Origin of the sequence: Aquihabitans sp. G128 (genome assembly GCF_019048865.1) — a bacterium.
Classification (GTDB): domain Bacteria; phylum Actinomycetota; class Acidimicrobiia; order Acidimicrobiales; family Iamiaceae; genus Aquihabitans.
Map to the genome: position 1 here is coordinate 1200356 of NZ_CP077604.1, position 25193 is coordinate 1225548.

At 74.3% G+C, this 25193-nt stretch carries 28 protein-coding genes; 10 read left to right on the forward strand and 18 right to left on the reverse strand.

Translation table 11 applies throughout. The features are described 5' to 3' along the window. Positions 1-88: 88 nt before the first annotated feature. Both KSP35_RS05650 and KSP35_RS05655 read right to left on the reverse strand, forming a co-directional pair. Positions 89-577, reverse strand: coding sequence for an NUDIX hydrolase (locus tag KSP35_RS05650; protein WP_216999725.1), 489 nt, complete (start codon positions 575-577; stop codon positions 89-91). 29 nt (positions 578-606) lie between these two features. After that, positions 607-1338: a polyprenol monophosphomannose synthase gene (locus tag KSP35_RS05655; protein WP_216999727.1), complete on the reverse strand. Its 732-nt coding sequence runs from the start codon at positions 1336-1338 to the stop codon at positions 607-609. 160 nt (positions 1339-1498) lie between these two features. Between KSP35_RS05655 and KSP35_RS24050 the strand changes: the two genes are divergently transcribed. From KSP35_RS24050 to KSP35_RS05675, 5 genes are read left to right on the forward strand one after another with little or no spacing between them, the layout of a single operon-like run. Next, complete coding sequence (locus tag KSP35_RS24050) at positions 1499-1735, forward strand: hypothetical protein (RefSeq protein WP_254127007.1); 237 nt, start codon at positions 1499-1501, stop codon at positions 1733-1735. Continuing rightward, on the forward strand, positions 1732-2553 hold the full coding sequence (locus KSP35_RS05660) for an inositol monophosphatase family protein (RefSeq protein WP_254127008.1): 822 nt from the start codon (positions 1732-1734) through the stop codon (positions 2551-2553). The genes KSP35_RS24050 and KSP35_RS05660 overlap by 4 nt, the downstream gene beginning before the upstream one ends. Positions 2554-2610: 57 nt before the next feature. Beyond that, on the forward strand, positions 2611-3291 hold the full coding sequence (locus KSP35_RS05665) for a response regulator transcription factor (RefSeq protein ID WP_216999731.1): 681 nt from the start codon (positions 2611-2613) through the stop codon (positions 3289-3291). Between the two features lie 8 nt (positions 3292-3299). Further along, the gene (locus KSP35_RS05670; RefSeq protein ID WP_216999733.1) at positions 3300-4793 is read left to right on the forward strand and encodes a HAMP domain-containing sensor histidine kinase; all 1494 of its coding nucleotides are present in this window, start codon (positions 3300-3302) and stop codon (positions 4791-4793) included. Continuing rightward, on the forward strand, positions 4790-5374 hold the full coding sequence (locus KSP35_RS05675) for a GerMN domain-containing protein (RefSeq protein ID WP_216999735.1): 585 nt from the start codon (positions 4790-4792) through the stop codon (positions 5372-5374). The genes KSP35_RS05670 and KSP35_RS05675 overlap by 4 nt, the downstream gene beginning before the upstream one ends. A 9-nt stretch (positions 5375-5383) precedes the next feature. Here KSP35_RS05675 and KSP35_RS05680 read toward each other — a convergent pair whose 3' ends face one another. Beyond that, positions 5384-6439: a 6-phosphofructokinase gene (locus KSP35_RS05680; RefSeq protein WP_254127009.1), complete on the reverse strand. Its 1056-nt coding sequence runs from the start codon at positions 6437-6439 to the stop codon at positions 5384-5386. A 42-nt stretch (positions 6440-6481) separates the two neighbouring features. Here KSP35_RS05680 and glpK point away from each other — a divergent pair, with 42 nt between their 5' ends. Continuing rightward, positions 6482-7978, forward strand: coding sequence for a glycerol kinase GlpK (gene glpK, locus KSP35_RS05685; protein ID WP_216999737.1), 1497 nt, complete (start codon positions 6482-6484; stop codon positions 7976-7978). A 208-nt stretch (positions 7979-8186) separates the two neighbouring features. Here glpK and KSP35_RS05690 read toward each other — a convergent pair whose 3' ends face one another. Beyond that, entirely contained in the window at positions 8187-8834 is a 648-nt protein-coding gene (locus KSP35_RS05690) for a hypothetical protein (RefSeq protein ID WP_216999739.1), read from the reverse strand. Positions 8835-8938: 104 nt separating this feature from the next. Here KSP35_RS05690 and KSP35_RS05695 point away from each other — a divergent pair, with 104 nt between their 5' ends. The 3 genes from KSP35_RS05695 (at position 8939) to KSP35_RS05705 (ending at position 11393) form a co-directional block, all read left to right on the forward strand. Beyond that, complete coding sequence (locus KSP35_RS05695; RefSeq protein ID WP_216999741.1) at positions 8939-9526, forward strand: TetR/AcrR family transcriptional regulator; 588 nt, start codon at positions 8939-8941, stop codon at positions 9524-9526. Positions 9527-9705: 179 nt separating this feature from the next. Then, the gene (locus tag KSP35_RS05700; protein WP_216999743.1) at positions 9706-10854 is read left to right on the forward strand and encodes a PQQ-binding-like beta-propeller repeat protein; all 1149 of its coding nucleotides are present in this window, start codon (positions 9706-9708) and stop codon (positions 10852-10854) included. A 32-nt stretch (positions 10855-10886) separates the two neighbouring features. Then, positions 10887-11393, forward strand: coding sequence for a DinB family protein (locus tag KSP35_RS05705; protein WP_216999745.1), 507 nt, complete (start codon positions 10887-10889; stop codon positions 11391-11393). 7 nt (positions 11394-11400) lie between these two features. Here the strand turns inward: KSP35_RS05705 and KSP35_RS05710 are convergent, their stop codons facing one another. The 3 genes from KSP35_RS05710 to KSP35_RS05720 all read right to left on the reverse strand — a co-directional run bounded on the left by KSP35_RS05710 (position 11401) and on the right by KSP35_RS05720 (position 13793). Beyond that, positions 11401-11838, reverse strand: a complete 438-nt coding sequence (locus KSP35_RS05710; protein ID WP_216999747.1) for a hypothetical protein — start codon at positions 11836-11838, stop codon at positions 11401-11403. Further along, on the reverse strand, positions 11835-12476 hold the full coding sequence (locus tag KSP35_RS05715; protein WP_216999749.1) for a hypothetical protein: 642 nt from the start codon (positions 12474-12476) through the stop codon (positions 11835-11837). Before KSP35_RS05715 ends, KSP35_RS05710 begins: the two co-directional genes overlap by 4 nt. A 141-nt stretch (positions 12477-12617) precedes the next feature. Next, positions 12618-13793, reverse strand: a complete 1176-nt coding sequence (locus tag KSP35_RS05720; RefSeq protein WP_216999751.1) for an aminotransferase class I/II-fold pyridoxal phosphate-dependent enzyme — start codon at positions 13791-13793, stop codon at positions 12618-12620. 92 nt (positions 13794-13885) lie between these two features. Between KSP35_RS05720 and KSP35_RS05725 the strand changes: the two genes are divergently transcribed. After that, positions 13886-14392, forward strand: a complete 507-nt coding sequence (locus KSP35_RS05725) for an inorganic diphosphatase (protein WP_216999753.1) — start codon at positions 13886-13888, stop codon at positions 14390-14392. A 120-nt stretch (positions 14393-14512) separates the two neighbouring features. Here the strand turns inward: KSP35_RS05725 and KSP35_RS05730 are convergent, their stop codons facing one another. From KSP35_RS05730 to KSP35_RS05780, 11 genes are all read right to left on the reverse strand, one after another. Continuing rightward, positions 14513-15475, reverse strand: a complete 963-nt coding sequence (locus KSP35_RS05730) for an ROK family protein (protein WP_216999755.1) — start codon at positions 15473-15475, stop codon at positions 14513-14515. Continuing rightward, positions 15472-18042, reverse strand: coding sequence for a hypothetical protein (locus tag KSP35_RS05735; RefSeq protein ID WP_216999757.1), 2571 nt, complete (start codon positions 18040-18042; stop codon positions 15472-15474). The genes KSP35_RS05730 and KSP35_RS05735 overlap by 4 nt, the downstream gene beginning before the upstream one ends. Positions 18043-18143: 101 nt before the next feature. Further along, entirely contained in the window at positions 18144-18551 is a 408-nt protein-coding gene (locus tag KSP35_RS05740; RefSeq protein ID WP_216999759.1) for a hypothetical protein, read from the reverse strand. After that, the gene (locus tag KSP35_RS05745) at positions 18548-19780 is read right to left on the reverse strand and encodes an ArsA family ATPase (RefSeq protein ID WP_216999761.1); all 1233 of its coding nucleotides are present in this window, start codon (positions 19778-19780) and stop codon (positions 18548-18550) included. Before KSP35_RS05745 ends, KSP35_RS05740 begins: the two co-directional genes overlap by 4 nt. After that, positions 19777-20229, reverse strand: coding sequence for an SRPBCC family protein (locus tag KSP35_RS05750; RefSeq protein ID WP_216999763.1), 453 nt, complete (start codon positions 20227-20229; stop codon positions 19777-19779). The genes KSP35_RS05745 and KSP35_RS05750 overlap by 4 nt, the downstream gene beginning before the upstream one ends. Positions 20230-20234: 5 nt before the next feature. Continuing rightward, entirely contained in the window at positions 20235-20798 is a 564-nt protein-coding gene (locus KSP35_RS05755) for a hypothetical protein (RefSeq protein ID WP_216999765.1), read from the reverse strand. Then, positions 20795-21922 carry a glycosyltransferase family 4 protein gene (locus tag KSP35_RS05760; RefSeq protein WP_216999767.1) on the reverse strand — a complete coding sequence of 376 codons (1128 nt, stop codon included), beginning with the start codon at positions 21920-21922 and terminating at the stop codon, positions 20795-20797. Before KSP35_RS05760 ends, KSP35_RS05755 begins: the two co-directional genes overlap by 4 nt. Continuing rightward, positions 21919-23091, reverse strand: a complete 1173-nt coding sequence (gene queG, locus KSP35_RS05765; RefSeq protein ID WP_216999769.1) for a tRNA epoxyqueuosine(34) reductase QueG — start codon at positions 23089-23091, stop codon at positions 21919-21921. Before queG ends, KSP35_RS05760 begins: the two co-directional genes overlap by 4 nt. Positions 23092-23124: 33 nt before the next feature. Beyond that, positions 23125-23364, reverse strand: coding sequence for a hypothetical protein (locus KSP35_RS05770; protein ID WP_216999771.1), 240 nt, complete (start codon positions 23362-23364; stop codon positions 23125-23127). A 66-nt stretch (positions 23365-23430) separates the two neighbouring features. Next, a complete protein-coding gene (locus KSP35_RS05775) occupies positions 23431-24945 on the reverse strand; it encodes an NYN domain-containing protein (protein WP_216999773.1) in 1515 nt (504 codons plus the stop codon). After that, positions 24864-25115, reverse strand: coding sequence for a hypothetical protein (locus KSP35_RS05780; protein WP_216999775.1), 252 nt, complete (start codon positions 25113-25115; stop codon positions 24864-24866). The genes KSP35_RS05775 and KSP35_RS05780 overlap by 82 nt, the downstream gene beginning before the upstream one ends. Positions 25116-25193 lie beyond the last annotated feature (78 nt).

Genomic DNA, 25193 nt, shown 5'->3' on the forward strand with positions numbered 1-25193 from the left:
CAGCTCCGGGTGCCGGAGCAGCTCGACCGACGCGAAGAACGCGTCCATGTCGACGTGGAGGATGGCGGGGTCCGCTCCGTCGGCCACCTCAGTGCAGGGCGGAGACCCGCAGGTCGCGCGGGTCGGTGCCGTCGATCCGGTAGCGGAACGAGCGGTTGCCGTCCCAGCGCTCGCCCAGCCAGGCGTGCAGTGGATCGCGGACCCAGAGCGGCGAGTGCGCCAGGTGGCCACCGCAGAGGTCCGGCGCCACGTAGCAGGCGTCGACCACGATGCCGTCGGGGTCGTCGACCACAAGCTCGCCGGCGACGTCGGTGGCCACGTGGACCTCGACCTTGAGCAGCCAGCCCAGGTCCGGGGCCTCGGCCTCGATCTCGTAGATGGGCCCCTGCCAGGCCGCCACCACCAGGCCCGTCTCCTCGGCGACCTCTCGGGTGAGGCCCTCGATGACCGTCTCCCCCCGGTCGACCACGCCCCCGGGGGTGGACCAGTCGAGGCGGCCGTCGCGGCGGCGGTTCTGCACCAGCAGGACCCCGGTGGGCCCCTCGATCACCCCGCCGGCCACCTGCCACGTCCGCATGGGGCCAGTCTGCCAGCGATCGGTGCGGGTCAGCGCCGCCGGCGGAGGCGGTTGACGCGGTCCCGCACGCCCCACCGGGTGACCAGCACGAGGGCCTCGGTGACGATGTTCGGCGACATCTTGGAAACGCCCAGGGCGCGGTCGCGGAAGGTGATCGGGATCTCGGTGATGGTCCCGCCGGCCTTGGCGACCTCGTAGGCCATCTCGATCTGGAACCCGTACCCGTCGGCCCGGACCCGGTCGAGGCCGATCTTCTCGATGATCGACCGGCGGTACGCCCGGAAGCCGGCGGTGGCATCGCGGACGGGCAGCTTCAGCATGAGGCCGATGTAGCGGTTGCCCCACTGCGACAGGAGGCGCCGGTTCCGGGGCCAGCCCGGCACCGCCCCACCAGGCACGTACCGGGAGCCGATGGCCAGGTCGAAGCCGCCCTCGCCCACCGCGGCCACCAGCTGGGGCAGGACGGCGGGGTCGTGCTGGCCGTCGGCGTCCATCTCGATCAGGACGTCGTGGCCGTGGTCCAGGCCCCACGTGAAGCCCGCCCGGTACGCCGGGCCGAGGCCCGACTTCTGCGTGCGGCGGAGGACGTCGATCTGGCCCAGCTCCTCGCCGGCGGCGGCGGCGAGGTCGGCGGTGCCGTCGGGGCTGCCGTCGTCGACCACCAGCACGTGGGCGTCTGGCACCGACACCCGGATCCGGCCCAACACGTCACGGATGTTCTCCGCTTCCTGGTAGGTGGGGAGCACGACGAGGGCAGGCATCGGGCGCTCACTCTACGCAGGCCCCGCGCGCCCGAAGGTGACGGCCCGGCTGGAGGGCGGGACCGGGCCAACCCGTACCATTGGGCCATGGCCGAGAACCGACCGATCCAATCGGCGCTGCCCTCCACGGGGGGCCCGGGCCCTCGCCCTCGCCTCCATCGTGCTCGCCGGGATCTGCGGCGGGCTGATCGGGTGGAAGGTCACGGTCCTGCAGGTCGACGACCCCGGCGCCCTCGCCGGCGTGGGCGGCCTCGTGGGTGCGGTGATCGGTGCCGGCGGCGTCGGCGTGGTCGCCGTGCTGGTCCTCCGGGCCATGGGCGAGTGGAACACGATCGTCGAGACCGGCGACCCGGCGGCGGCCCGCCGCGCCGAGCAGGCCCGACGCCGGCGCTCGTGACCGACCCGACCCCCACCGACCTCCCGACCGACCCGCGCCAGCTGCTCGCGCTGGCCCGCCCGCTCGCCGAGGAGGTCGCCGCCCGCCTGGTGGCCTCGCTCGACGGCGCCGGGCCTGCCGTCACCTCGAAGTCCACCGCTACCGACCTCGTCACCGAGCTCGACACCTGGGCCGAGGCGTTCCTGACCGAGCGGTTGCTGGCCGCCCGCCCCCACGACGCCGTGCAGGGCGAGGAGGGGGCCGACGTGACCGGCACCAGCGGCGTGACCTGGTCGATCGACCCCATCGACGGCACCGTCAACTTCGTGCACGGGCTGCCGGGGTTCTGCGTCTCCATCGCCGCCAAGGTCGACGGCCGCCCGGTCGCCGGGGTCGTGGCCTCGCCGCTGCACCGCGACGTGTTCACCGCCACCCTCGGTGGCGGCGCCTTCCGCAACGATCGGGCCATCCACGTGGCCGAGCCGGCGTCGGTGGCCCGGTCGGTGGTGGGCACCGGCTTCGGGTACGACCCGGATCGGCGCCGCCGACAGGCCGAGGTCCTCACCCGGGTCCTGCCCCGGATCGCCGACATCCGCCGGGGCGGCGCCGCAGCCGTCGACCTGTGCTCGGTGGCCTGCGGCCGCCTCGACGCGTACTGGGAGGTCGGCCTCAACGACTGGGACCACGCAGCCGGCGCCCTGGTGGCCGCCGAGGCGGGAGCCCGGGTCGGTGGCCTGGCCGGCGAGGCCCCGTCGGAGCGCTTCATCGTGGCTGCGCCGCAGGTCATCTGGGACGACCTCGTGGCCCTGCTCGCCGAGGCGGGCGCCGACGCCGTCTGAGCGAGGTCGGCCGGGCGTGCCGCGCCAGCCGGGTGCCGCTCCCCTACGCTGCCCCGGGTGGGCACCAGGATCCTGAGCGTTGAGGACGACGAGCGCATCCGCACCGCGGTGCGGCTGGCGCTCGAGGACGAGGGCTGGACCGTGGACGAGGCGGAGAACGGCGAGCAGGCGCTCGCCCTCTTCGCCCAGCGCCCCACCGACGTCGTGCTGATCGACATCATGCTGCCCGACATCGACGGCTTCGAGGTGTGCCGGGCCATCCGCCGCAGCTCCGACGTGCCGATCGTGATGGTCACCGCCCGTGACGACACCCACGACGTGGTGGCCGGCCTCGAGGCCGGCGCCGACGACTACCTGACCAAGCCGTTCGCCCCCAAGGAGCTCTCGGCTCGCATCCGCGCCCTGCTGCGCCGCGTCCGCACCTCCGACACCGTCAACCCGCACCTGCGCTTCGGCGACCTCGAGATCATCCCGGATGAGGGCGTCGTCCGCCGGGGCGGGCAAGAGGTGCACCTGACCAAGACCGAGTTCAAGCTGCTCGTCGAGCTGGCCAGCACCCCCGGCAAGGTGTTCAGCCGGGAGACCCTGCTCGACAAGGTGTGGGGCTACGACTACTTCGCCGACGGTCGCCTGGTCGACGTGCACGTGCGCCGCCTCCGCACCAAGGTCGAGGGCGACCCCGCGAACCCGCGCCACGTGGTCACCGTCCGCGGCCTCGGCTACAAGCTCCAGACCTGAGCGTGGCGGTGACCGAGCTCGTCGTCGACCCTGCGGTCGCCGCCACCGCCCGGCGGCCCTGGTGGCGCCGGGTCGCCGCCCCCCGCCTCGGGCTGCGGGCGCGCATCACGCTGGCGTTCACGCTCAGCGCGGCGCTCCTGTCGACCCTGTTGGCCGGCACCACGTGGGCCCTCACCCGCGAGAACATCGTGAACCAGCGCGAGAGCTCCGCCACGCGCCAGGCCTTCCGCAACGCCAGCGTCATCGGCGGGCAGCTCGGCCGGGACGGCGAGGTCGACGACGACCAGCTGCGCGACGCCATCAGCAACCCGGAGAGCGACAGCCCCTCGAGCGCCCTGGTCCGCGACCGCACCGGCAACTGGACCTACCAGTCCACCGCCTTCGACGAGAAGGCCCTCCCGCCCTCGCTGCTCAGCATGGTGGAGAAGGGCCAGCCGGCCCGGATGCGCATCGACATCGACGGCACCCCGGAGCTGGTCATCGGCATCCCGCTCTCCGACGTCAACGGCCTGTACTTCGAGTTCGTGTCCCTGTCCGACACCCAGTCGGCCCTGGAGTCCCTGTCGGCCTCCCTCTTCGGCGCCACCCTCGTCACCGCCCTGGCCGGGGCCGCGCTCGGCTGGTGGGCGAGCCGGCGCACCCTCCGGCCCCTGGCCGACGTCTCGGTGGCGGCCGAGGCCATCGCCGGCGGCCGCCTGGACACCCGCCTCGGCGCGGTCGACGACCCCGACCTGGGCGTCCTCGTCACGTCGTTCAACCACATGGCCCAGGTGCTCGAGGCCCGCATGGACCGCGAGGGCCGCTTCGCGTCCGACGTCAGCCACGAGCTGCGGTCGCCGCTCATGACCCTGTCGGCCTCGATCGAGGTCCTCGCCTCCCGGCGCGACGAGATGCCCGACGCCTCGGCCCAGGCTGCGGTCGACCTCATGGTCGCCGACGTCGCCCGGTTCAAGCAGCTCGTCGAGGACCTGCTCGAGATCTCCCGGTTCGACGCCGGCGCCGCCCGCCTCGACCTCTCCGAGATCCGGCCCGGCGAGCTGGTCACCCAGTCCGTGGCCTGGTCCCAGGATCCCGACCTGCCCATCGAGCTCGACAGCGAGCTGGCCGGGGTGCTGATCCGCGCCGACAAGCGCCGCCTCGTCCGGGTGATCGCCAACCTGCTCGACAACGCCCGGAAGTACGGGGGCGGCGCCACCCGCATCGAGCTCCGACGCCTCCCGGCCGGCGTGCAGATCGCCGTCGAGGACAGCGGGCCCGGCGTGCCCCTCGAGGAGCGCGACCTCGTCTTCGACCGCTTCTCCCGCGGGGCCGGCTCGAACCGGCGCGCCGGCAGCGAGGGCGTGGGCCTCGGCCTGTCGCTGGTGAGCGAGCACGTCGCCCTGCACAAGGGCCGGGTCTGGGTGGAGGACCGCCCCGATGGCGAGCCGGGCGCCCGGTTCGTGGTGGAGCTGCCCGTGGCCTGGGACGAGGTCATCGAGCCCGACGACCCGGACGTGCCGTGACCCGCCGCCTGCCTCGCCTCCCCCGCCGATCGCCTGCGCTCGCCGCGCTGGGCGCGGCGCTCCTGGTCCTGACCGTCGTGGGTGCGGCGTGCGGCGTGCCGCTCGACGGTGAGCCCCGCGCCATCAACCGCAGCACCACCACCACCCAGACCACGCTGGCGCCGAGCGCCGATCCGAAGGCCAAGACGGTGTCGCTCTACTTCCTCGACGACGACCACCTGGTGGTGCAGACCTTCCCGGTCGACGGCGATCCCGACCTCAAGACGGCCATCGGCCTCGTGCTGTCCACCACCAAGCCCGCCTCCCCCCTCACCAACCGGATCCCCACCGGCACCACGCTGCGCAAGGTCGAGGTGGTGCGGTCCGAGGCCCGGATCGACCTGTCCGACGAGATGAACGACATCAGCGGCCTCACCCAGAAGGAGGCCTACGCCCAGATCGTGTTCACCGCCCTCGAGTTCCCGGCCATCAAGAGCGTGAGCTTCTCGATCGCCGGCAAGCCGGTCGACGCGCCGACCGACAACTCGAACCTGCCCGTGGTGACCGCCGACGACTACGAGGCGCCGCTCAGCCCGCGCTGAGCCGCTCGCTCAGCCGTGGCCGCCCCGGTCCGGGTGCGGCGGGTGGAACAGGGCCCGGTCCCGAAGGAGGTCGGCGTCGACCTGCTTGAGGTGGCCGATGGCGTCCTCGACCGGGACCCGGACGATGTGGTTCTGCTGCAGGGCGACCATCGTGCCGAACGCCCGGGCGGCCACGGCATCGACCGAGGCGATCCCGAACCGGGTGCCGAGCACCCGGTCGAACGCCACCGGCGAGCCGCCCCGCTGCACGTGGCCGAGGACGGTGGTACGGGCATCGATGCCGGTGCGGTCCTGCACCTCGGCAGCCACCAGGTGGCCGATGCCGCCGAGCACCTCGTGGCCGTAGGAGTCGACGTCGGCCTTGCGGACCTCGAGGGTGCCGGGCTCGGGCCGGGCCCCTTCGGCGACCACGATGATCGTCGCCCACTTGCCGTGGTGGTGGCGGGCGACGATGCGCTCGCTGACCTCGGCGATGTCGAAGGGCACCTCGGGCACCAGGGTGATGGTGGCGCCGCCCGCCAGCCCGGCCCACACCGCGATGTGGCCCACGTGGCGGCCCATCACCTCGACCACCAGGACGCGGTCGTGGCTCTCGGCGGTGGTGTGCAGCCGGTCGATGGCGTCGGTGCAGATCTGCACCGCGGTCTGGAAGCCGAACGTCATCTCCGTGAGGGCGATGTCGTTGTCGATGGTCTTCGGGACGCCGACCACCGGGATGCCGTCGCGGTGCAGGTCCTTGGTGACGCCCATGGTGCCCTCGCCCCCGATGGCCACGATGGCGTCGAGGCCGTGGCGGGCCACCGCCGCGCCCACCTGCTCGGCGCCGTCGGGCCGCTGGTACGGCTGGTCGCGCGACGTGCCGAGGATGGTCCCGCCGCGAGGCAGGATGCCGCGGCAGCGAGCGACGTCGAGCGGCTCCCACCGATCCTCCAGCACCCCGCGCCAGCCGTCGTGGAAGCCGATGACCTCGCCGCCGTGGTCGACGTCGGCCGCGCGCACCGCCGCCCGGATGACGGCGTTGAGCCCCGGGCAGTCACCGCCGCCGGTGAGGATCCCGATGCGCATGCTGACGCACCCTACCGACCAACCTCGGTAGCCTCGCCCGCCATGGCCGTCGTCATCGCCCTCGATGCGGGCACCACCGGGGTCCGCGCCTTCGCCGTCGACGAGTCGGGCCGCTCCGTCGGCTACCGCTACCGGGAGTTCCGCCAGCACTTCCCGAAGCCCGGTTGGGTCGAGCACGACGCGGACGAGATCTGGGGCGCCATCGTCGGCACCACCGCCGAGCTCATCGCCGCCCTCCAGCAGCCCGTCGCCGCCATCGGCATCACCGACCAGCGCGAGACGGTGGTGGCGTGGGACCGCCGCACCGGCCGCCCGCTGCACCGGGCCATCGTGTGGCAGGACCGCCGCACCGCCGCCCGCTGCGACCAGCTCGAGGCCGAGGGCCGCCTGCCCCTGGTGCGCGAGACCACCGGCCTGGTGCTCGACCCGTACTTCTCGGCCAGCAAGCTCGAGTGGCTGTTCCGGGAGGGCGGCGTGGAGCCGGGGCCCGACGTCGCCGTCGGCACCATCGACTCGTGGCTGCTGTGGAACCTCACCGGCGGCGAGGTCCACGCCACCGAACCGTCGAACGCCAGCCGCACGATGCTGCTCGACATCCGCACCCTCGAGTGGTCACCCGAGCTGTGCGACCTCTTCGGCGTGCCGGCGGGCGCCCTCCCGGAGGTGCGGCCCTCGAGCGGTCGCTTCGGGGTCACCCACGAGCGCTCCGGCCTCCCGCCCGGCATCCCGATCTCCGGCATCGCCGGCGACCAGCAGGCGGCGCTCTTCGGCCAGGCCTGCTTCGCTCCGGGCGCCACCAAGAACACCTACGGCACCGGATCCTTCGTGCTCATGAACGTGGGCGGTGCGTGCCCCGACCCCGTCGACGGCCTGCTGACCACGGTGGCGTGGAGCATCCCCGACGGCAGCGGCGGCACCCGCACCGACTACGCCTTCGAAGGCGCCATCTTCTCCACCGGCTCGGCCATCCAGTGGCTGCGCGACGGTCTGGGCATCATCGGCGAGGCCAAGGAGGTCGGCCCGCTCGCCGCCTCCGTCGACCACACCGACGACGTCTTCTTCGTCCCCGCCTTCACCGGCCTCGGCAGCCCCTGGTGGGACCCGTACGCCCGGGGCACGCTCGTGGGCGTCACCCGGGGCACCACCAAGGCCCACCTGGCCCGTGCGGTGGTCGAGTCCATGGTGTTCCAGACCCGCGACGTGGTCGACGCCATGGTGGCCAGCTCGGGCCACCCCGTCGCCGACCTGCGCGCCGACGGCGGCGCCTCGGCCATGGACCTCCTCCTCCAGCTCCAGGCCGACCAGCTCCAGGTGCCGGTGCGCCGCCCCCAGGTCCAGGAGACGACCGCCCTCGGGGCCGCCTACCTCGCCGGCCTGGCCGAGGGCGTCTGGAGCTCCACCGACGACATCGAGGCCAACTGGGCCCTCGACGCCGAGTTCACCCCCGCCCCGGCCGCCGACCGCGCCGCCGTCGACCGCCACCACGCCCGCTGGCTCGAAGCCGTCGCCCACGCCCGAGGCTGGGCCCCCAAGACCTGACCGGCCCCTCCCCCACGAACCTGTCGCACTTCCCCGACGCCAGCGTCGACAACTGCGACAGGTTCGGCGGAGTGCGCGCCACCCCCACGAACCTGTCGCACTTCCCCGACGCCAGCGTCGACAACTGCGACAGGTTCGGCGGAGTGCGCGCCACCCCCACGAACCTGTCGCACTTCCCCGACGCCAGCGTCGACAACTGCGACAGGTCTCAGGCTGGTGGGACCTCGGCCCAGCGGAGGGCGACGATGCGGGCGAGGGCTTCGAGCTCGCGGCGCTCGCGGTCGCGCCAGGCGATGCGGTCGCGGCCGGCGACGATGGCGAGGCCGACGTCGGTCAGCGGCGTCCAGATGACGTCGCTGGACCCGGCGTCGGACCCGCCCAGCGACGCGGCCGAGCTGGCGCCGTGGACGAAGGCTGCCAGCCAGTCCTGGCTGGGGGCCCGGTCGCCGGCGGCGAGGGTCACGTTGGCCTCGAGGTCGACCACTGCGGTCCAGGCTGCCGAGAGCGACCGGGGCGCCTGGTCGCGCACGACGGCGAGCAGGCCCTGGCGGTCGTGGGCCTCCACCAGCTTGGCGGCGGTCTCGAGCGTGGCCCGGCGGGGATCGTGGCCGTCGGGCCCGACGGAGCGGACCTCCTCGACCTGCACGCCGTCGACCTGGCGGACCTCGGCGACCAGGAGGTCGACCAGGGTCGCGTCGGGCAGCTGGACCACGAGCTCGTCGACGGCCTGGCCGGCGCCGGTCTCGAGGATCTCGATGCCGACGACGTCGCCCTTGACCGCGCCGATGCGGCTGGCCACGGCGCCCAGCGCACCCGGGCGGTCGGGCAGCCAGACGCGCAGCACGTAGCTCTCCATGTCGGCGACCCTAGGCGCCACATGTGAACGGATCGTTTCTCCGTCGCCGCGAGACCGCTCGGGTACTTGACCGATTGGTCAAGTCCCCGTACCGTGCCCGCCCGATGGACCGCCGGCTGACGCAACGAGGTGAGGAGCGTCGCCGGCAGCTGATGGCCTACGCCGCCGATCGCTTCGCCGACAACGGCTACCACCCCACCTCGGTGGCCGAGATCGTCGAGGGGCTGGGCGTCGGCAAGGGCGTCTTCTACTGGTACTTCGACTCGAAGGAAGAGCTGCTGCGGGCCATCCTGGCCGACGGCCAGCTCGACCTCCGCCGGCGCCAGCGGGCCGCCATCGCCGGGGCCGAGGGCCCCATGGAGCGGATCGAGCGCGGCATCCGCGCGTCGATCGAGTGGAGCCTCGAGCAGCGGGTGTTCTTCCGCCTCTTCCAGTTCGCCGCCACCGACGACCGCTTCGCCGACAACCTGCGCAAGGGCGAGCAGGTCGCCGTGCGCGACGCCGCCAAGCACGTGGCCGATGCCATGGCCGCCGGCGAGATCCCCGACCGGGACCCCGTGCTGCTGGCCCACGCCATGCTCGGCGTCACCACCCACCTCGTCCAGCTCGACCACCGCGGGCTGATGAAGGCGACCCCCGAAGCCATCGACAGCTGCGTCGCCTTCTGCCTGGGTGGCATCAGCCGGGTCTGAGCTCGCGCTCGCCGCTTCGCCCGGGCCGCTCGCCTGGAGGCTCGGGTCGCTCCTGGTGTCGGAACTGATCGGTGGGGTGGGGACGTCTCGGTCGGCATGGAGACGTGGGCGGTCGCAGTGCGGTCGGACCGATGGCGGGAGGCGCGATGAGGCGGTGGGGCGCGATCTCGGTGGGGCTGGTGGTCGTCGCGCTGGTCGGGTACCTGGCGTTGCGGGACGTGCCGCTGCACCTGGCCGCGCCGACCGTGGCCGACCAGGGGTGCGGCAACGGGGCGCCGGGTGGGTTGGTGGCGCTCGACGGGCGGACCGGGGCGCTGCGGTGGTCGGAGCGCATGGGGGCGGCGGACCAGCTGCTGGCCTCGACGGGCGCCGTGGTGGCGCCGGGCGGCGACGACGTCCGTGCCGTCTCCCCCACGGACGGGTTGCTCGGGTGGTGCGGGGAGATGCGGTCCGGGAACGGGCTCGACGCCGTGCTGGTGGGAGACTCGATCGTCGCCGTGACCACCGAGGGGATCGTGGCCCGCAAGGCGCGAGACGGCGGCGTGGCCTGGCAGCGCCCCGGTGAGTGGTTCCAGCTGACGGCGTCGGGCGACGTGGCCCTCGCCGCTCGCATCGACGGCAAGGCCCTGGTGACCGAGGCCCTCGACCCCACCACCGGCGCCACCCGCTGGACCCGAGAGGACCTCACCCTCACGGTTCCGGAGCAGGACCCGTCGCCCACCTACGGGGATGCCGGCACCGGCCTGACCTACCTCAACACCGGGCGCGGCGTCGTGGCCGTCGACCGTCAAGGCAAGGACCGCTGGCGGTCCTCGGCCGGCGAGCTGCGCCACGTCTCGGCATCGGGCATCGTGCTGGCCCGCCCGGGCACGTCCCCCACCGCCGTCGCCAGCGACCTGCGGCTCGTGGTGCTCGATCCGGCGACCGGCGCCGAGCGCTGGAACCGGGTCTTCCCCGCCGAGGGGGTGGCGGCGTTCGACGACGTCCTCGTGGTGCAGGGCCGCTCGGCCAGCGACCCCGGCGACCCGGCCCCGACCCGCTTCACCGCGGTGCGCGCCTCGGACGGTTCCCGGCTCTGGACCCGCACCGTCGAGGCTGGCTTCGGCGCTCGAGCGGTGGGCGACGTCGTCCTGGTGGAGCGCCTCTTCTCCGGCGGCGTGGTCGCCCTCGACCAGCGGACCGGCAGCACGGTCTGGCGGGCCGACCCCGGCAACCCCGGTCGCAGCCGGGAGTTCCGGGACCACGGCGGCCTCGTCGACGCCGCGTCGGACCCGTCGACCGGCACCGTGTTCCTGCTGTACCGAGCCGACGTCCCCTACCGGGACTGACCGGCCCCAGCACGCCGGGCATGCTGGGGCCCATGACGTGGACCGCGCCGGAGCCGCCTCCCCTGCCCGACGGCCCGCTGGTGGGCGCCGAGCGGCCGATCCTCGAGGCGTTCCTGGCCGACCAGCGCCACGAGCTGCTGAAGGCCTGCGCCGGGCTCACCGGCGAGCAGCTCGCCACCGCCGCGCAGCCGCCGTCGAACCTCACCCTGCTCGGCCTGGTGCGCCACCTGGCCAAGGTCGAGCGCATCTGGTTCCGCCTGCGGGTCGACGCCCAGGACGTGGGGCCCCTCTACGACCCCGACCTCGGCAAGGACCACGACTTCGAGGCGCTCGACCCCGCCCAGGCTCCCGACGCGCTCGCGACCTTCGCCACCGAGTGCCGCCTGGCCGACGACGCCGCCGCCCGGTACCCGCTCGACCACACCATCGAGGTGCACGGCGAGCCGATGTCGCTGCGGGTGGTCTACGTGCACATGGTCCACGAGTACGCCCGCCACCTCGGCCACGCCGACCTCCTCCGCCAGGCCCTCCTGGCCTGACCGCGCCTCAACCGCTCGGGCACATGCCCGCCGCCAGGTCGTGGTCGAGCCGCTTCGCCGAAGCGACCACCGCGGCCGTCCGCTTCGGCACGGCCACCTCGCCCTCGAACTCCGTCGTCCACGCCAAGTTGCGTTGGACGAGGTAGTGCATCGCTGGGCCGTAGACCCCGTAGCGGACATCGCGCATCCCGAGCGACAACATGGCCACCATCCCGTTGACGAGGTCAGTTGGCCGATCGGCCTGCACGAGCTTGGTGAAGTTCAGATCCTCGCCGTGAGCTCGCCGGTCGGCCATGCCTCCCTCGATGGTGACCACGGCTTCCACGGCATCGCACGTGGCAGCCTTGGCGCCGAGCCCGATGGCCGGACCATGGGCGCTGCGGTCGACGGAGCAGCTGCACGTGAGCAGCCCGACCAAGAACGCGGCAGCGATGACGCTCCTCACGGCCGTCCGACCCTGGTCGCGCGAGCCGGCTCGGGCGGCCCCGGCATCGGAGCCATCGAGCCGGGGGGCCGATCGCCCGGGTCGTCCGGTTCACCACCTTCGACGACCAGCACGCTCCCTCGACCTGCCGGTTCCGTCGCCGCCCTGTTTGCCGTCGAGTCGACGGAGCCGAGGCGGCAACCGACGGACTTGTTGGTCCAGTTCTTGTTGTAGACGCCGTGGCTGATGATCGTGAGCGCCAGGCAGTTGTAGTTGTTCTGCGCATCGAACAACGCGCCCTTCAGATCCCAGGGGTCGCCGTAGATCCACCCGTGGATCTTGTTGTTGACATCGGTCTGGTCGAGGCACACGGCAAAGGCACAGATCGAGAACCTGGGAGCCTTCCCGTACGCCCACATCCCCGCCATCACACCGTCGATCCCAAACAGCTTCCAGGCCTGCATGAGCGCGCTCCGCGGGCTGCGGTAGATGTTCAGCGAGCCTCGCTGGGCACCCGTCTCGATGACGACGCCATGCGTGTCTCCGAGCTTCCAGGTCACCGCGGGAGTCGGCAGACAGGCGGTGGCGCTGACGGAGAGCACCGCAGCAGCGGCAACCAGCGTCACCAGGTGCCGGGCTGGACGGGCTGGACGGAACACGAGGGAGCCTCCTCGGGGGACGACGCCGGCGCACCGCGATCTGCGGCAGCCCCGCCCGGGAGTGCTACGTGACGGTAGCGACGACGGGGATCCCTGTCAACGGCTCCCGCACCTCCGATGGGCGCACCCGGCCAGGACCACCTAGGAGAGCTTGGTCAACGCCTTCTTCAGGTTGCGGACGCCCTGGTGGATGCGCTGCTCGTTCTCGATGAGGGCGAAGCGGACGTGGCCGTCGCCGCCCGGACCGAAGCCGACGCCGGGCGAGGTGGCCACCTGGGCCTCGCGCACCAGCATCGAGGCGAACTCGATGCTGCCGAGCTCGCGGTAGGGCTCGGGGATCGGCGCCCAGGCGAACATGGTCCCCTGGGGCGGGGTGATCTCCCAACCGATGCGGTTGAGGCCGTCGCAGAGCGCGTCGCGCCGGGCCTGGTAGATGGGCTGGACCTCTCGGGGGTGGCCGGGGTCCTCGTTGAGCGTCACGGTGGCGGCGATCTGGATGGGCTGGAAGGTGCCGTAGTCGAGGTAGCTCTTGAGCTTGGCCAGGGCCTGCACCACCTCGGCGTTGCCGACGAGGTAGGCCACCCGCCAACCGGCCATGGAGAACGACTTGGTCATGGAGTAAAGCTCGACGGCGCACTCCTTGGCCCCCTCGGCCTGCAGGATGCTCGGCGGCTCGTAGCCGTCGAAGCCCAGCTCGGCGTAGGCGTTGTCGTGGACGACGATCACGTCCTTCTCCCGGGCGAAGTCGACCACCCGCTGGAAGAAGTCGACGTCGACGCAGGCCGTGGTGGGGTTGTGCGGGAACGACAGCACGATCACCCGCGGCTTGGGCCACGAGTACTCGTAGGCCTCCTGGATGTTCTCGAAGAAGTCCTGGTCGGTGCCCATGGGGATCTCGCGCACGTCGGCGCCGGCGAGGTGCGGGCCCCAGATGTGGATGGGGTACGACGGCGACGGCACGAGGGCGGCGTCTCCGGGCTGCAGCAGCACCCACATCAGGTGGCTGAAGCCCTCCTTGGCGCCGATGGTGGAGATGATCTCGCGCTCGGGGTCGAGGACGACACCGAAGCGGCGGAGGTAGAGGTCGGCCACCGCCTCGCGCAGCTTGGGGATGCCGCGGCTGGAGCTGTAGCGGTGGTTGCGGCTGTTGTGGGCCGCCTCGCTGAGCTTCTCGACCGCCACCGCCGGCGACGGCAGGTCCGGGTTGCCGAAGCCCAGGTCGATCACGTCGACCCCTTTCCGGCGGGCCTCCACCTTCAGCCCGTCGATGATGGTGAAGACGTAGGGCGGCAGGTTCGTGATCCGGCGGAACTCCATGGGGCCACGGTACGCGCCCCCTCCGCAACGGCCGGGCATGGGATCGCCGTCCGAGGTGGGGCCGGTCGCCGGGGGCCTGCCATGCTGGGCCCATGACCGATGGCGAGGCCTACGTGCCCGTGGTGGTGGAGATCCCCCGCGGCAGCCGCAACAAGTACGAGATCGACCACGAGACCGGCGAGATCTGGCTGGACCGGCGGCTGTTCTCCGCCACCGTCTACCCCGCCGACTACGGCTACGTGGACCACACCCTCGGCGAGGACGGCGACCCGCTCGACGCCCTGGTCATCATGGAGGAGCCCACCTTCCCCGGCTGCCGGGTGCGGGCCCGCCCGGTGGGCGTCTTCTGGATGGAGGACGACGCCGGCCCCGACGCCAAGATCATCTGCGTCCCCCACGGCGACCCCCGCTGGGACCACGTCCAGGACATCGACCAGCTGCCGGACCACCTCACCGACGAGATCGAGCACTTCTTCGAGGTCTACAAGCAGCTGGAGCCCGGCAAGTTCGCCAACGTCAAGGGCTTCGAAGGCCGGGCCAAGGCCGAGCAGGAGATCGCCGAGTCCCTCGACCGGGCCAAGGGCACCAGCTTCGCCTGACGGGTCCTCGGCCACGGCACGTTCGCCAACGTCAAGGGCTTCGAAGGCCGGGCCAAGGCCGAGCGGGAGACCGCCGAGCCCCTCGACCGGGCCGAGGGCACCAGCTTCGCCTGGCGAGGTTCAGGTGCGGGCGGAGGCGAGGAGGGCGGCGCCCCAGGCGCCGGCGCGCTCACCGAGGGCCGCCTGCACGATCGGGACCGGCTCGCGGTGGTCCGCGCCCATCACCAGCTCGGCGTAGGCGGCGCGGATGGGGTCGAGCAGCAGGTCGCCGGCCTCGGCCAGGCCACCGCCGATGACCACGATCTCGCTGTCGAGGATGTTGACCAGGTTGGCCACGCCGAGGGCCACCCACCACGCGAACCGGCGGACCACGGCGAGGGCCTCGTCGTCGCCCTCGGCGGCCGCCGCCGTGACGTGCTCGCCGCGCACCGACTCGGGGTCTCCCCCGGCCAGCTCGACCACGCGGCGGGCGACGCCGGCCACCGCCGCCTCGCGTGCCAGCCAGCCCAAGCCCGAGCCCGAGGCGTAGCGCTCCCAGCAGCCTCGCCGGCCGCACGGGCACAGGGGGCCCGACGGATCGACCACCATGTGGCCCGGCTCGCCGGCGTAGCCGTGCGCGCCGCGCAGCACCTCGCCCTTGACGGTGATGCCGGCACCGATGCCGGTGCCGAGGGTGACGGTGACGGAGTGGTTGGCGCCGCGAGCGGCGCCCTTCTCGTGCTCGGCCCAAGCGGCGCACGTCGCGTCGTTGTCGACGACCACCGGGATGCCCAGCCGCCCACCGAGCACCTCGGCGAAGGGCAGGTCGATCACGCCGGGGATGTTGGGGCCGTAGCGCAGGGTGCCGGTGCGGTCGACGAGGCCGGGGGCACCCAGGCCGAGGGCCACCACCGGGCCGTCGACCCGCCCGATGAGGTCCTGGGCGAGGGCGACGAGGCTGTCGACCACCGCGTCGGCCCCGTGGGCGGTGGGGACCTTGTCCATCACCACCGGGCTGTCGGCGGCGGGATCGGCGACGAGGCCGAGGAGCTTGGTGCCGCCCAGGTCGAGCCCGCAGACCAGGCCGGTCCCGAGGTCGCTCACGCCGCCGCGTGGACGCCCACGCGGTCCGCACCGAGCCCGGCGGCCCAGTCGGCCACGGCGGCGCGATCGCTGATGACCACGACCTGCACGGCGCCGGCGATGCCGGCGAGGCGATCGAGGACCCGGGTCACCTCGGCGTCGTCGAGGACCGGGAAGGGGTCGTCGAGCACCAGCGGCACCGAGCCGCCGGGACCGACGGAGCGGACGCGGGCCAAGCGGCTGAGCAGCTCCCACTCGACGTCGTCGACGAGGGTGCTGCGATCGATGGCCGCGGCGGCCGCCGACACCGAGGCCTCGCGGTCGCTCGCGGCGCCCAGGGCGGCTTCGGCCTCGGCGAGGGCCGCGGCGGTGGTCTGCTCCGCGCCCGCCACCTCGGCGAGGGCGGCCTCGGCGACGCTCACCCGCTGGCCGGCGTCGGCGACCAGCGATTCGGCGCCCGACGAGCCCTGGTGGGCGGTGATCGCGGCGGTCGCATCGTCCACCGCGGCCCGGCAGCGGGCGAGGTCGGCCTCCGCCTCGGCGACCCTGGCCATGGTGGCCTCGATCTGGGCGTTGACGTCGACCGAGGCCTCGGCCTCGGCCGCGGCGAGCGCCGATGCGGCCTCGCTCTCGGCCCGGGTGTGGTCGGCGAGCTCCTGCTCGAGGGTGGCGAGCCGCTCGGCAGCCCCGGAGAGCCGGACGACCTCGGCCTCGGCCTCGGCCACGGTGGTGCGGGCCGACTCGACCTCGGCCCAGCGGGCCTCGCGGAGGGTGAGCGCCGCCGCTTCCTCGGCGGCATCGCCCGGCGCCGGCACGGGCTCGGCCAGCTCGGGCAGCGGCTCGAGGTCGGGCAGCTCGGTGACGCCCCTGCGCTGGGCGGCACGCAGGTCGTCGACCGCGGTGTCGAGGGCCGAGATGGCCTTGGTGACGTCGGTGCGCTGCGCCTCGGCGGCGCGCTCCTCGGCCAGGTAGGCCTTGGCGAGCAGCTCGACCTCTTCGCGCTCGTGCGGTGCGGGGCCGACGTCGATGCCGACCGCGGTGAGGCGCTCGGCGAGCAGGGCGAGGGCGCCCTCGTCGGCGGCCACGGGCTCGCGGAGGTTGCGCAGCTCGTCCTCGGCCTCGGGCCCGGTGGCCTCGTGGCCGAGCAGCTCGGCGACCCGGGGCGCCACGGCGTCGCGCCGCTGCAGCAGCTCGGCGCGGCGGCGGGCACGGTCGCCGGCGCCGGGCAGGGTGGTGAGCTGGCTCTCGGCGTGGCCGAGGTTGTTGCGGGCGGTCTCGAGGATGGCCCGGTTGGCGGGGCCCACCCCCCGGCTCGACGAGCTCATCATGTAGTCGGCGTAGGTGGAGAACCCGAGGCGCTCGAGCACCCGGCGCTCGTCGGAGCGCAGCTCCTCGAGGCGCTTGCGGGCCCGGCTGCCACCGAACCGCCCTTCGGAGCGGTCCTGGGCCTCGAGCACGGCGGTGTGCGAGGTCTCGACCTTGGCGATCTGCTCGGGGGTGAGGACCGGCTGGTTGAAGTCGGACTCGGCCTCGATGACGGAGCGACGGGCGGCGGCGACCCGCTCCTCGGCCTCGCGCTCCTCGCGGGACACCCCCGCCTCGAGGGCGCTGATCTGCTGGTGCAGGTCGCGCCACGTGTCGGCCAGGGCCAGCGCGGCGACGACCGGCGGCGCGTCCGAGGAGGCGCCGAGCAGCCCGTCGAGCGCCTGGGCGACCGATTCGCTGCCGCCTTCGCCCATGGCCGCCTCGAGGCGGGCCAGCTCGACGCGACGGCGCTCGAGGTCGGCGAGCCGCCGGCTCACCGGCGACTCGTCCCGGTCGGGGTCGGCGTCGGCCGCGGCCTGCTCGGCAGCCGCCAGGCGCTGGCGGGCGGCCTCGGCGACCCGAGCGGGGTCGACCAGGGTCTCCGAGCCCGAGCGGGCCTCCTCGACGGCCGCCGCGGCCTGGGTGGCGGCGGCGATGGCGGCCTGGCGCCGAGCGCGGGCGGCCTCGAGGCGGTCGTTGGCGCGGTTGCGCTCCTGGATCACGCCCTCGCGGGCGTTGACGGCCTCGGCGAGGGCCACCTCGGCCTGCTCGCACGCGCCGCGGGCGCCCTGCAGCTCGAGCTCCAGCCGGCTGCGCTCGGCGCCGGCTGCGGCGATGGCGTCGCGTGCCGGGCCCTCGCCCCGCTGCAGCTCGCCCAGCGTGGCGGCGGCGCGGTCGCGCTCCTCGACGGCCCCGCCCAGCGCGGCACGGTGGCCGTCGAGCTGGGCCGCCAGGTCGTCTCGATGGCGGCGGGCCTCGGCGTGGGCGCGCACGGCCTCGGCCAGCGCCGGGTCGTGGCCCGGCAGGTCGGCGGCGGTGACGACGGTGGGCACCGACTCGTCCAACCCGAGCAGCGCCAGGGCGTCGTCGTCGAGGTCGAAGCGGATGCCGTGGGCGTCGAGCTCGCCGGTGGCGGGCAGGCCGCGCCCACCGGCGAGTCGTCCGAGGACGTCCAGCAACCAGGCCCGGCGAGCGGGATCGAGGCCCCGGACCACCGTGATCTGGGGATGCAGCTCGACCGGGGCATCGCTTCCCGCGGCGTCACGCACATGGAGGACCTTCATCGCACCTCAGTCTCGTCGCCGCCCGGTTGGCCAGAAGCGGGCGGTTGAAGCCTCGACGGTACCCGATGGCCGGTGAATCGGACAGGACACCCAGGCCAGGGCTAGGACACGGGGATGCGCTGGACGGGCGGCTCGTCGCCGTCGTCGTCGGCGTCTCCGCCCCCCTCGTGGCCACCCGCCCACGGCTTGGCGGGACCGGCGGCGCGGGACAGGCGGGCCGCCACGTCGCCGACCGAACCGAGCAGCCCGACGAGGCCGCCGAGCGCCTTGGGGTCCTCGACGAGGTCGTCGGCGACGTCGAGCAGGGCTCGGGACGCTGCGATGACCTCGCGGGCCGCCCGCTGCAGGTGCTCGACGCCGGCCTGGACCCGCGGGTCGCCCTCGGCGAGGTCGCGCAGCCGGCCGAGCGGGTCGTCGGCTGCGCCGTCGCCGCCCCACCCGTCGTCGTCGAGGTCGTCGTGGAAGCCGAGGTCGTCGTCGCTCGGATCGTCGTGGTCGCCCGGGGTCATCGTCCGGCCCCGGCGCGCCGTGCGACCCGCCCGCCGGCCGACGAGCGGGTTCGGTCACGGTCGGCGTCGCCGGCGAAGGTCACGTGCAGGCGGCCGTCGCGCAGCGAGGCCGCCCCCACGGGACGGCGGCGCAGCGAGTCCGGGAGCAGCAGGGCGCGACGGTGGCTGCCCACCCGGATGAGCAGCTCGTCGTCTCGGCGACCCAGCTCGAGGTCGTCCTTGTCGGCGAACGGCAGCTCGAGCACCAGCTCGTAGCCGCTGCCCTTCTTGACCACCTGCAGGGGCTCCCCCGGGTGCAGCACCTCCGACGGGTCGAGGTCGCCGTAGAGGCCGGCGCCGAAGGCCCGGAGGGCCTCGATGCCCACCAGCTCGTCGGCGGCCAGCTCGGCCCGGAGGATCGGCAGCGGGGCGAAGCCCTCCTCGATGGCGGTGAGGTGCTCGGCGTGGCGGGCCTTCCACGGCTCGAACCAGGGGTCGGAGATGGCCTCGGGCAGCAGCCGGTTGGCGACCACGGCATCGACCCGGTAGCCGAACAGCGAGAGGTAGGTGTGGGTGCGGCGGGCCTCGGCCACCACCAGCCGCTCCGGGTTGACCACCAGCCGCACGCTGGTGCGCTCGGTGTCGCAGAGCAGCTCGCGCACGCCGTCGAGGCGGTCGTAGAACTTCGACGCCGAGCCGAACACGTCGTCGCCGGGCGTGGGCAGCCCCGCCACCCGACCGAGGATGGGCGACACCACCTTGTTGAGCTTGCGGCTCATCGGGAAGACGCGGTCCATGTACCAGCGCAGGATCTCCGGCAGCGAGAGCAGCCGGAGGGTCTCGGCCGTGGGGGCGCAGTCGACCACCACCACGTCCCACTCGCCGCTGTCGGCGTAGCCCTTGATGTCGCTGAGGCTGAAGATCTCGTCGAGCCCCGGGATCACCGCCAGCTCCTCGGCTTCGATGGCCGCCACGCCCGCCCACTCGAAGACCTGCATGAGCCAGGCCTGGATCTCCACCCACGTGTCCTCCATGCGGGCCTGGGTGTCGAGCTGCTGGCCCCAGAGGTTCGGCGCGACCTCGACCGGGTGGTCGCCCAGGGCGACGTCGTAGGCGTCGGCCAGCGAGTGGGCGGGATCGGTGCTGAGCACGATGGTGCGCAGGCCGGCGTCGGCGCAGCGGAGGGCGCTGGCGGCCGCGGTGGTGGTCTTGCCGACGCCGCCCTTGCCGGTGAAGAGCAGGACCCTCACGGGGCCGACGGGCCGTCCAGGCCCTCGACGCGGGCCTTGAGCTCGTTGAGGGCGGTGTGCATGATCCGGCCCTGGGTGCGGCGCTTGACGAAGCCGGGCAGCGGCACGATCAGCTCCGCCTCCAGCTCGTAGGTGACGGCGGTGGCGTCGCCCTCGGCCTGCATCTCGTAGTGGCCGTCGAGCTTGCGGACGATGTCGCCGTCGGTGAGCTTCCAGGCCACCCGAGCCGGGTCGCTGTGGTCGTAGCCCAGCGTGTACGAGGTGGACCGGCCCATGCCGGCGGCCCGGTACCGCACCGAGGTGCCCCGGCCCTGGTCGTCGGTCTCGAGCACCTCGATCGACTTGAGGTCCTTGGCCCACTCCGGATAGGTGGGGAAGTCGAGCAGGACGGCCCGGATGGTCTCCAGGGGCGCGGCGATGGTGGTGTGCTCGGTGACGCGGTCGGCCATGGAGGTCATTGTGGCCTAGAACGCCGACCCGGACCGTCCGGAAGCGGCCGGGGCGGGAACACCCCGTGCCGCGACCCCCACACCGGCAGCAGGCCGATGCCCCAGAGCCAGGCGAGCATGGCGAACGGCGGCTGCACGGTGGCCACGCTGGCCACGGCGATGGCGATCTGCGCGAACCACAGGCCCAGCAGCACCCGGCGCACCGCCTTGGGACCGGAGCCGGTCAGGTAGAAGAGCCCGGCCATGTCGACGACCTCCTCGCGGCTGCGACCGACCCCGCGGAGGAAGCCCACGGCGAAGGCCAGGCACCCGCCGAGGAACAGCACGCCGGACACCACCAGGTTGGCGAGGTCGGTGGCGTCGTTCTCCCACAGCGACGCCACCACGGTCACCGCGAGCAGCAGCAGGGTGCCGGCCAGGTCGAGCTTGAGGATGCCGGCGCCCGGCGCGTTCGACCAGGGCGAGCCCTCGACCTCGACGATCGGCGGGCGGCGGGGCCCCTGCGGCCTGGGCGCCGGGCTGGCGGTCGCGGGCTCCGGCTCGATGGCGTCGGCGGCGTCGTCGATCACGGTGCTCCCATCGATCCCAGGGCGTCGGCCAGCCGCGCGGCCAGCACGTCGTAGGAGAACTCCGCCTCGGCCCGGGCTCGCGAGGCGAGGCCCATCTCCCGGCGGCGGTCGGGCTCGGCGAGCAGCGCCCGCAGCGAGGACGCCAGCTCGTCGACCGAGGAGGGGTCCTGGACGACCAGACCGGTTCGGCCGTCGACGACCGCCTCGTGGGCGCCGCCGCTGCGCCCGGCCACCTGGGGCACGCCGCACGCCGCGGCCTCGACGAACACGATCCCGAAGCCCTCCTGCTCGAGGCCCAGCCAGCGGTTGCGACACGCCATGGTGAAGACGTCGGCCGCGCCGTGCAGCAGCGGCAGGAGGTCGTCGTCGACCCGGCCGAGGAGCCGGACCGGCGCCCGCGTCTGGCCCACCAGCTTCTGCAGCCGGACCAGGTCCCGTCCCGTGCCGCCGATGAGCACCTCGAGGTCGGGGCGGTCGGGGGCCAGCTGGGCGGCGGCCCGGATGAGCACGTCCATGCCCTTGCGGGGCACGAGGCGGCTGACGGACACCACCAGCTGGGCGCCCGGCGCGACGCCGAAGCGCTGCCGTGCGGCGGCGTGCTCGGCGGCATCGAGGGGACGGAAGCGGTCGGTGTCGACGCCCGGCGGCACCAGCACCACGGGCAGGGCCTGGTCGGCCGCCCGCTCGCCCTCGTCGGCCGGGTAGCCGCCGGCGGCGATGACGAGCTCGGCGCCGCGCAGGACCCGAGCCAGCGCGTGGCGGGGCCCGGGCACCCGACCCGGGACCGTCACCTCGGCGCCGTGCAGCACCACGCCGTAGGGCCGGCCGAGGCTGGGGCCGAGGTGCCCGACGGGCAGCGCCGGGTCGAGCAGGATCAGCTCGGCGCCCACCTCGTCGGCGAGGGCGAGGATCCGCTTCCGCAGCGACGGCGTGGGCAGCAGCACCTTCTCGGGCGTGCGGACGATCCGCAGCTCGGTCGCGGCGTCGAAGGCCTCGGCGCCCTCGTAGGGCGTGGTGAGCACCGTGGCCTCGTGCGCAGGCAACCGGCGCCACAGCTCCCACAGGTACGACTGGATGCCGCCGATCTTCGGAGGGAAGTCGTTGGTGACGAGGAGGTGCTTCACGACGCTCGCGGGGTGGGAGACGGGAGGGGCTCGGCCGGGGCGGCCAGCTCGGCTCGGACCTCGGGGTCCCGATCTTCGCTCACCGCCACCAGCAGATCGTCGCACCCCAGCCGCCGGGCCGACCACACGGCTTGGGCCCGCACCACCGGGTGGGGGTGCCCGAGCGCGGCGTGCAGCGCAGCGCGCACCTCGGGCTCGGCCCCGTCGCCGACGTTGCCCAGCACCACGAGCGCGTTGCGGCGGAGGTAGGCCGGGTCCCGGTCGGGGAAGTACCAGCGGCCGTGGCGGTCGAGCAGCTCCTCGTCCGTGGCGGCGAGCAGGGCCAGCACCCGGACCCAGGCCTGCGACGGGTCGCCGACCGGCACGGCCTCGCCCCGGCCGCCGGGCTCGGCGCGGCGCAGCTCCCGCTTGTTGGGCGGGCACACCTCCTGGCAGTCGTCGCAGCCGTAGATGCGATCGCCCAGCGCCACGCGGTGCTCGCGGGGGAACGGGCCCTTCACCTGCAACGACCACGAGAGGCAGCGGCGGGCATCGACGACGCCGGGCGCCACGATGGCGCCGGTGGGGCAGGCCGTCAGGCACCGCTCGCAGCCGCCGCACCCGTCGACCACCTCCACCTCGGCCGGGAGCCCGGCGATGGCGTCCGGGCCGGCGTCGGTCAGCACCGACCCCAGGACGTACCAGCTGCCCCGGCCGGGCAGCAGCAGGTTGGCGTTCTTGCCGAACCAGCCGAGGCCGGCGCGCTGCGCGGCGGCCCGGTCGACCAGGTGGTTCTGGTCCGACAGCACCACCGCCCGGTGGCCGGCGGCGCGGAGCGGCACGGCCATCGCCTCCAGGCCGCCCAGCAGCCGGGCCTGGTCATCGGCCCAGACGTAGCGGGCCACCCGGGCGACCGGCCCCGGCCCGTCCGGCGGCTCCGGCGGGTCCCGGTGGTAGGAGCAGGCGGCCACGAGGAGCGTGCGGGCGCCGGGAAGGGTGGCCGAGGGATCGGTCGACCGGACCGGGTTCCGGTACGTGAACTGCATGGACCCGTTGAGCCCGGCGGCCTTGCGCTCCTCGATGGCGGTGCGGGCTGCGGTGAACACCGCGGCCGAGCACGCCCCCACCACGTCGAGCCCGGCGGCGCGGCCGACCGCGGCCAGGTCCTCGTAGCGCAGCGGGCGGGTCACCGGACCATGCTCGCAGGCGGGACCGGTGCGCCGTCAGCCGGTGCGACGGCGGTGGCGCAGCGGCGGGGCGAGCCCGGCGACGTCCAGCTCGCGCAGCGCACGGGCCTCGGCCAGGTCGACCACCACCGGCGTGCTCGCCTCCATCCCGCAGAGGAAGGTCACCACGCAGTCGGCGCACGCCTCGGTGTGCTGCAGCGCGCACTCGTCGCAGTCGATCGACAGGGCCTCGGGCGGGCCGGGGTTCGATTCGGGAAGGGAGCCGGCAACGGCCATCGGGACCTCCAGGTGGGTGAGGTCCGATCATCCCCACCCCCAGTGACAACGAGGCCCGCCCGCTCCTCAGCGGCCGGCGGCGGCGAGGAAGGCCGCCGACGAGAGGACCGCGGCCCCCTGTCGGCGGGCGTCGTCGGCCACCTCGCCGTCCGACGACACCACCACCACCGGCTGGTGGGCCGGGAGCAGCCCGAGCAACGCGGCGATGGCGTCGTCGGCGGTGGTGCCCGAGGCCGAGAACCGCACGCGGATCGACCGGCTGGCGGTGGGCGCCACCGCGTCGTCCTGCCCGTCGAAGACCACTGTGACGTCGCCACCGGAACGGGCGCGCACCTCCTCGAGCAGGGCCACGGTGCGTCGTCGCTCCTCCTCCGGGGCCAGCCCCTGCCACGCCGATCGGGCGAGGTTGTAGCCGTCGACCACCAGGACCGCCTGGCCGGACGCGACGAGGTGGCGATCGGCCTCGGCCGAGCCGGCGAACGCTCCCGGGGGCAGTGGGGGCTGCGCCCGTCGGTGCTCGGGGCGGGCGCGCTCGCCCGAGCGCGCCGACCGGGGTGCGCCACGCCGGGCCCGGCGTGCGCCGACGGGCGTCGCATCCGGCGGCGGCCACCGTCCGTCCGAGCCGTCGTCGCCCGCCCCCGGAGCGGCCAGGGCCTCGGCGACGCCGGCCAGGGCCGCCGAGAGGTCGGCTGCCGCCCGGGCCGCGGCGCCGACCGCGTCCCGCGCCGCCCGCCGGTCGAAGGGTTCGGACCGGTCGGACCCGTCGGCCGGCGCCGGTCGGGCCGCCGCCGCGGGACCGCCCGGAGCAGTCGGCACTGCAGGCACCGGCACGGCCGAGGGTGCTTCGCGGTCGCCCGATGGCGGGCTCGTCGCCCGGCGGGCTGCGGCGAGGTCCGCCTCGGCCGCCACCAGGGCGGAACGAGCGGCCTTCAGGTCTCGGCGGGTGGCGGCGAGCTCGGCCTCGAGCCGCTTCTGCTCCCGCACCGCGGCGTTGCGCTCCTCCCCGAGCCGGGCCCGGTCCGCCGCATGGTCGGCGGCCGCCTCGGCCCTCCCCGTCGCCATCGCGTCGGCGAGCTGCACCTCGACCCGCGAGCGAGCGGCCTCGGCCGCCTCGGCGCGCTCCTTCCACCGGGCGGCGGCGGCCTCGGCGCCGTCCCGCTCACGGCGCAACCGAGCCTGGCCACGGCCGTGGTCGTGGTCGTCGACGGCCACCGCCAGCGACGGGTCGTCCTCCCAGCCGATGGGACGCTGCAGCCAGAGCCAGCCCGCTCGGCCGACTTCGGCCTCGGACGCCGCCGCAGCCACCCGCCCGCGGAACGCCTCGTCCTCGTCGATCGCCCGGCGGATGATGGCGTAGGCCGCCGCCGAGAGCCGGCTGAAGCCGAGGACCGTGCGCAGGCCCGACGGAGCGGGGAGGCGCGGCTCGGCCAGCTCGCCGTCGCGCGCCACCTCCACCGCGAGGCGGCAGGCGTCGCGCAGCAGCTTCGGGTCCGGGGCGATCAGCCCTCCGAGGCGGCCTCGGCGGAGGCGGAGGCCGCCGCCTCGGCGTCGAGCACCTCGACCTTGCCGGCGGTGCCGCACCAGCGGCACTCCACCGACTCGATGCGGTCCTCGAGCACCTGCTCGTCCTCGACGTGCAGCTCACCGCCGACCGTGTAGTGGTGGAAGGCGGTGGTGCGACGGGTGGACGTGACGTCGAAGCGGGTCAGGTTCCCGCAGGACGTGCACCGGTAGCGGACGAGGTTGGACACGGCGGCCACGCTACCGGTGGAGGCCGATCGCGAGCACCTCCCGGCGCTCGGCACGGGCTCGTGGACGACGCCGAAGAG

Coding starts and splice junctions, on each gene's coding strand:
- KSP35_RS05650 (WP_216999725.1), bottom strand. CDS start 577: ATGCGGACGTGGCAGGTGGCCGGCGGGGTGATCGAGGGGCCCACCGGG.
- KSP35_RS05655 (WP_216999727.1), bottom strand. CDS start 1,338: ATGCCTGCCCTCGTCGTGCTCCCCACCTACCAGGAAGCGGAGAACATC.
- KSP35_RS05680 (WP_254127009.1), bottom strand. CDS start 6,439: ATGCGCATCGGGATCCTCACCGGCGGCGGTGACTGCCCGGGGCTCAAC.
- glpK (WP_216999737.1), top strand. CDS start 6,482: ATGGCCGTCGTCATCGCCCTCGATGCGGGCACCACCGGGGTCCGCGCC.
- KSP35_RS05690 (WP_216999739.1), bottom strand. CDS start 8,834: ATGGAGAGCTACGTGCTGCGCGTCTGGCTGCCCGACCGCCCGGGTGCG.
- KSP35_RS05695 (WP_216999741.1), top strand. CDS start 8,939: ATGGACCGCCGGCTGACGCAACGAGGTGAGGAGCGTCGCCGGCAGCTG.
- KSP35_RS05705 (WP_216999745.1), top strand. CDS start 10,887: ATGACGTGGACCGCGCCGGAGCCGCCTCCCCTGCCCGACGGCCCGCTG.
- KSP35_RS05720 (WP_216999751.1), bottom strand. CDS start 13,793: ATGGAGTTCCGCCGGATCACGAACCTGCCGCCCTACGTCTTCACCATC.
- KSP35_RS05725 (WP_216999753.1), top strand. CDS start 13,886: ATGACCGATGGCGAGGCCTACGTGCCCGTGGTGGTGGAGATCCCCCGC.
- KSP35_RS05735 (WP_216999757.1), bottom strand. CDS start 18,042: ATGAAGGTCCTCCATGTGCGTGACGCCGCGGGAAGCGATGCCCCGGTC.
- KSP35_RS05740 (WP_216999759.1), bottom strand. CDS start 18,551: ATGACCCCGGGCGACCACGACGATCCGAGCGACGACGACCTCGGCTTC.
- KSP35_RS05750 (WP_216999763.1), bottom strand. CDS start 20,229: ATGGCCGACCGCGTCACCGAGCACACCACCATCGCCGCGCCCCTGGAG.
- KSP35_RS05770 (WP_216999771.1), bottom strand. CDS start 23,364: ATGGCCGTTGCCGGCTCCCTTCCCGAATCGAACCCCGGCCCGCCCGAG.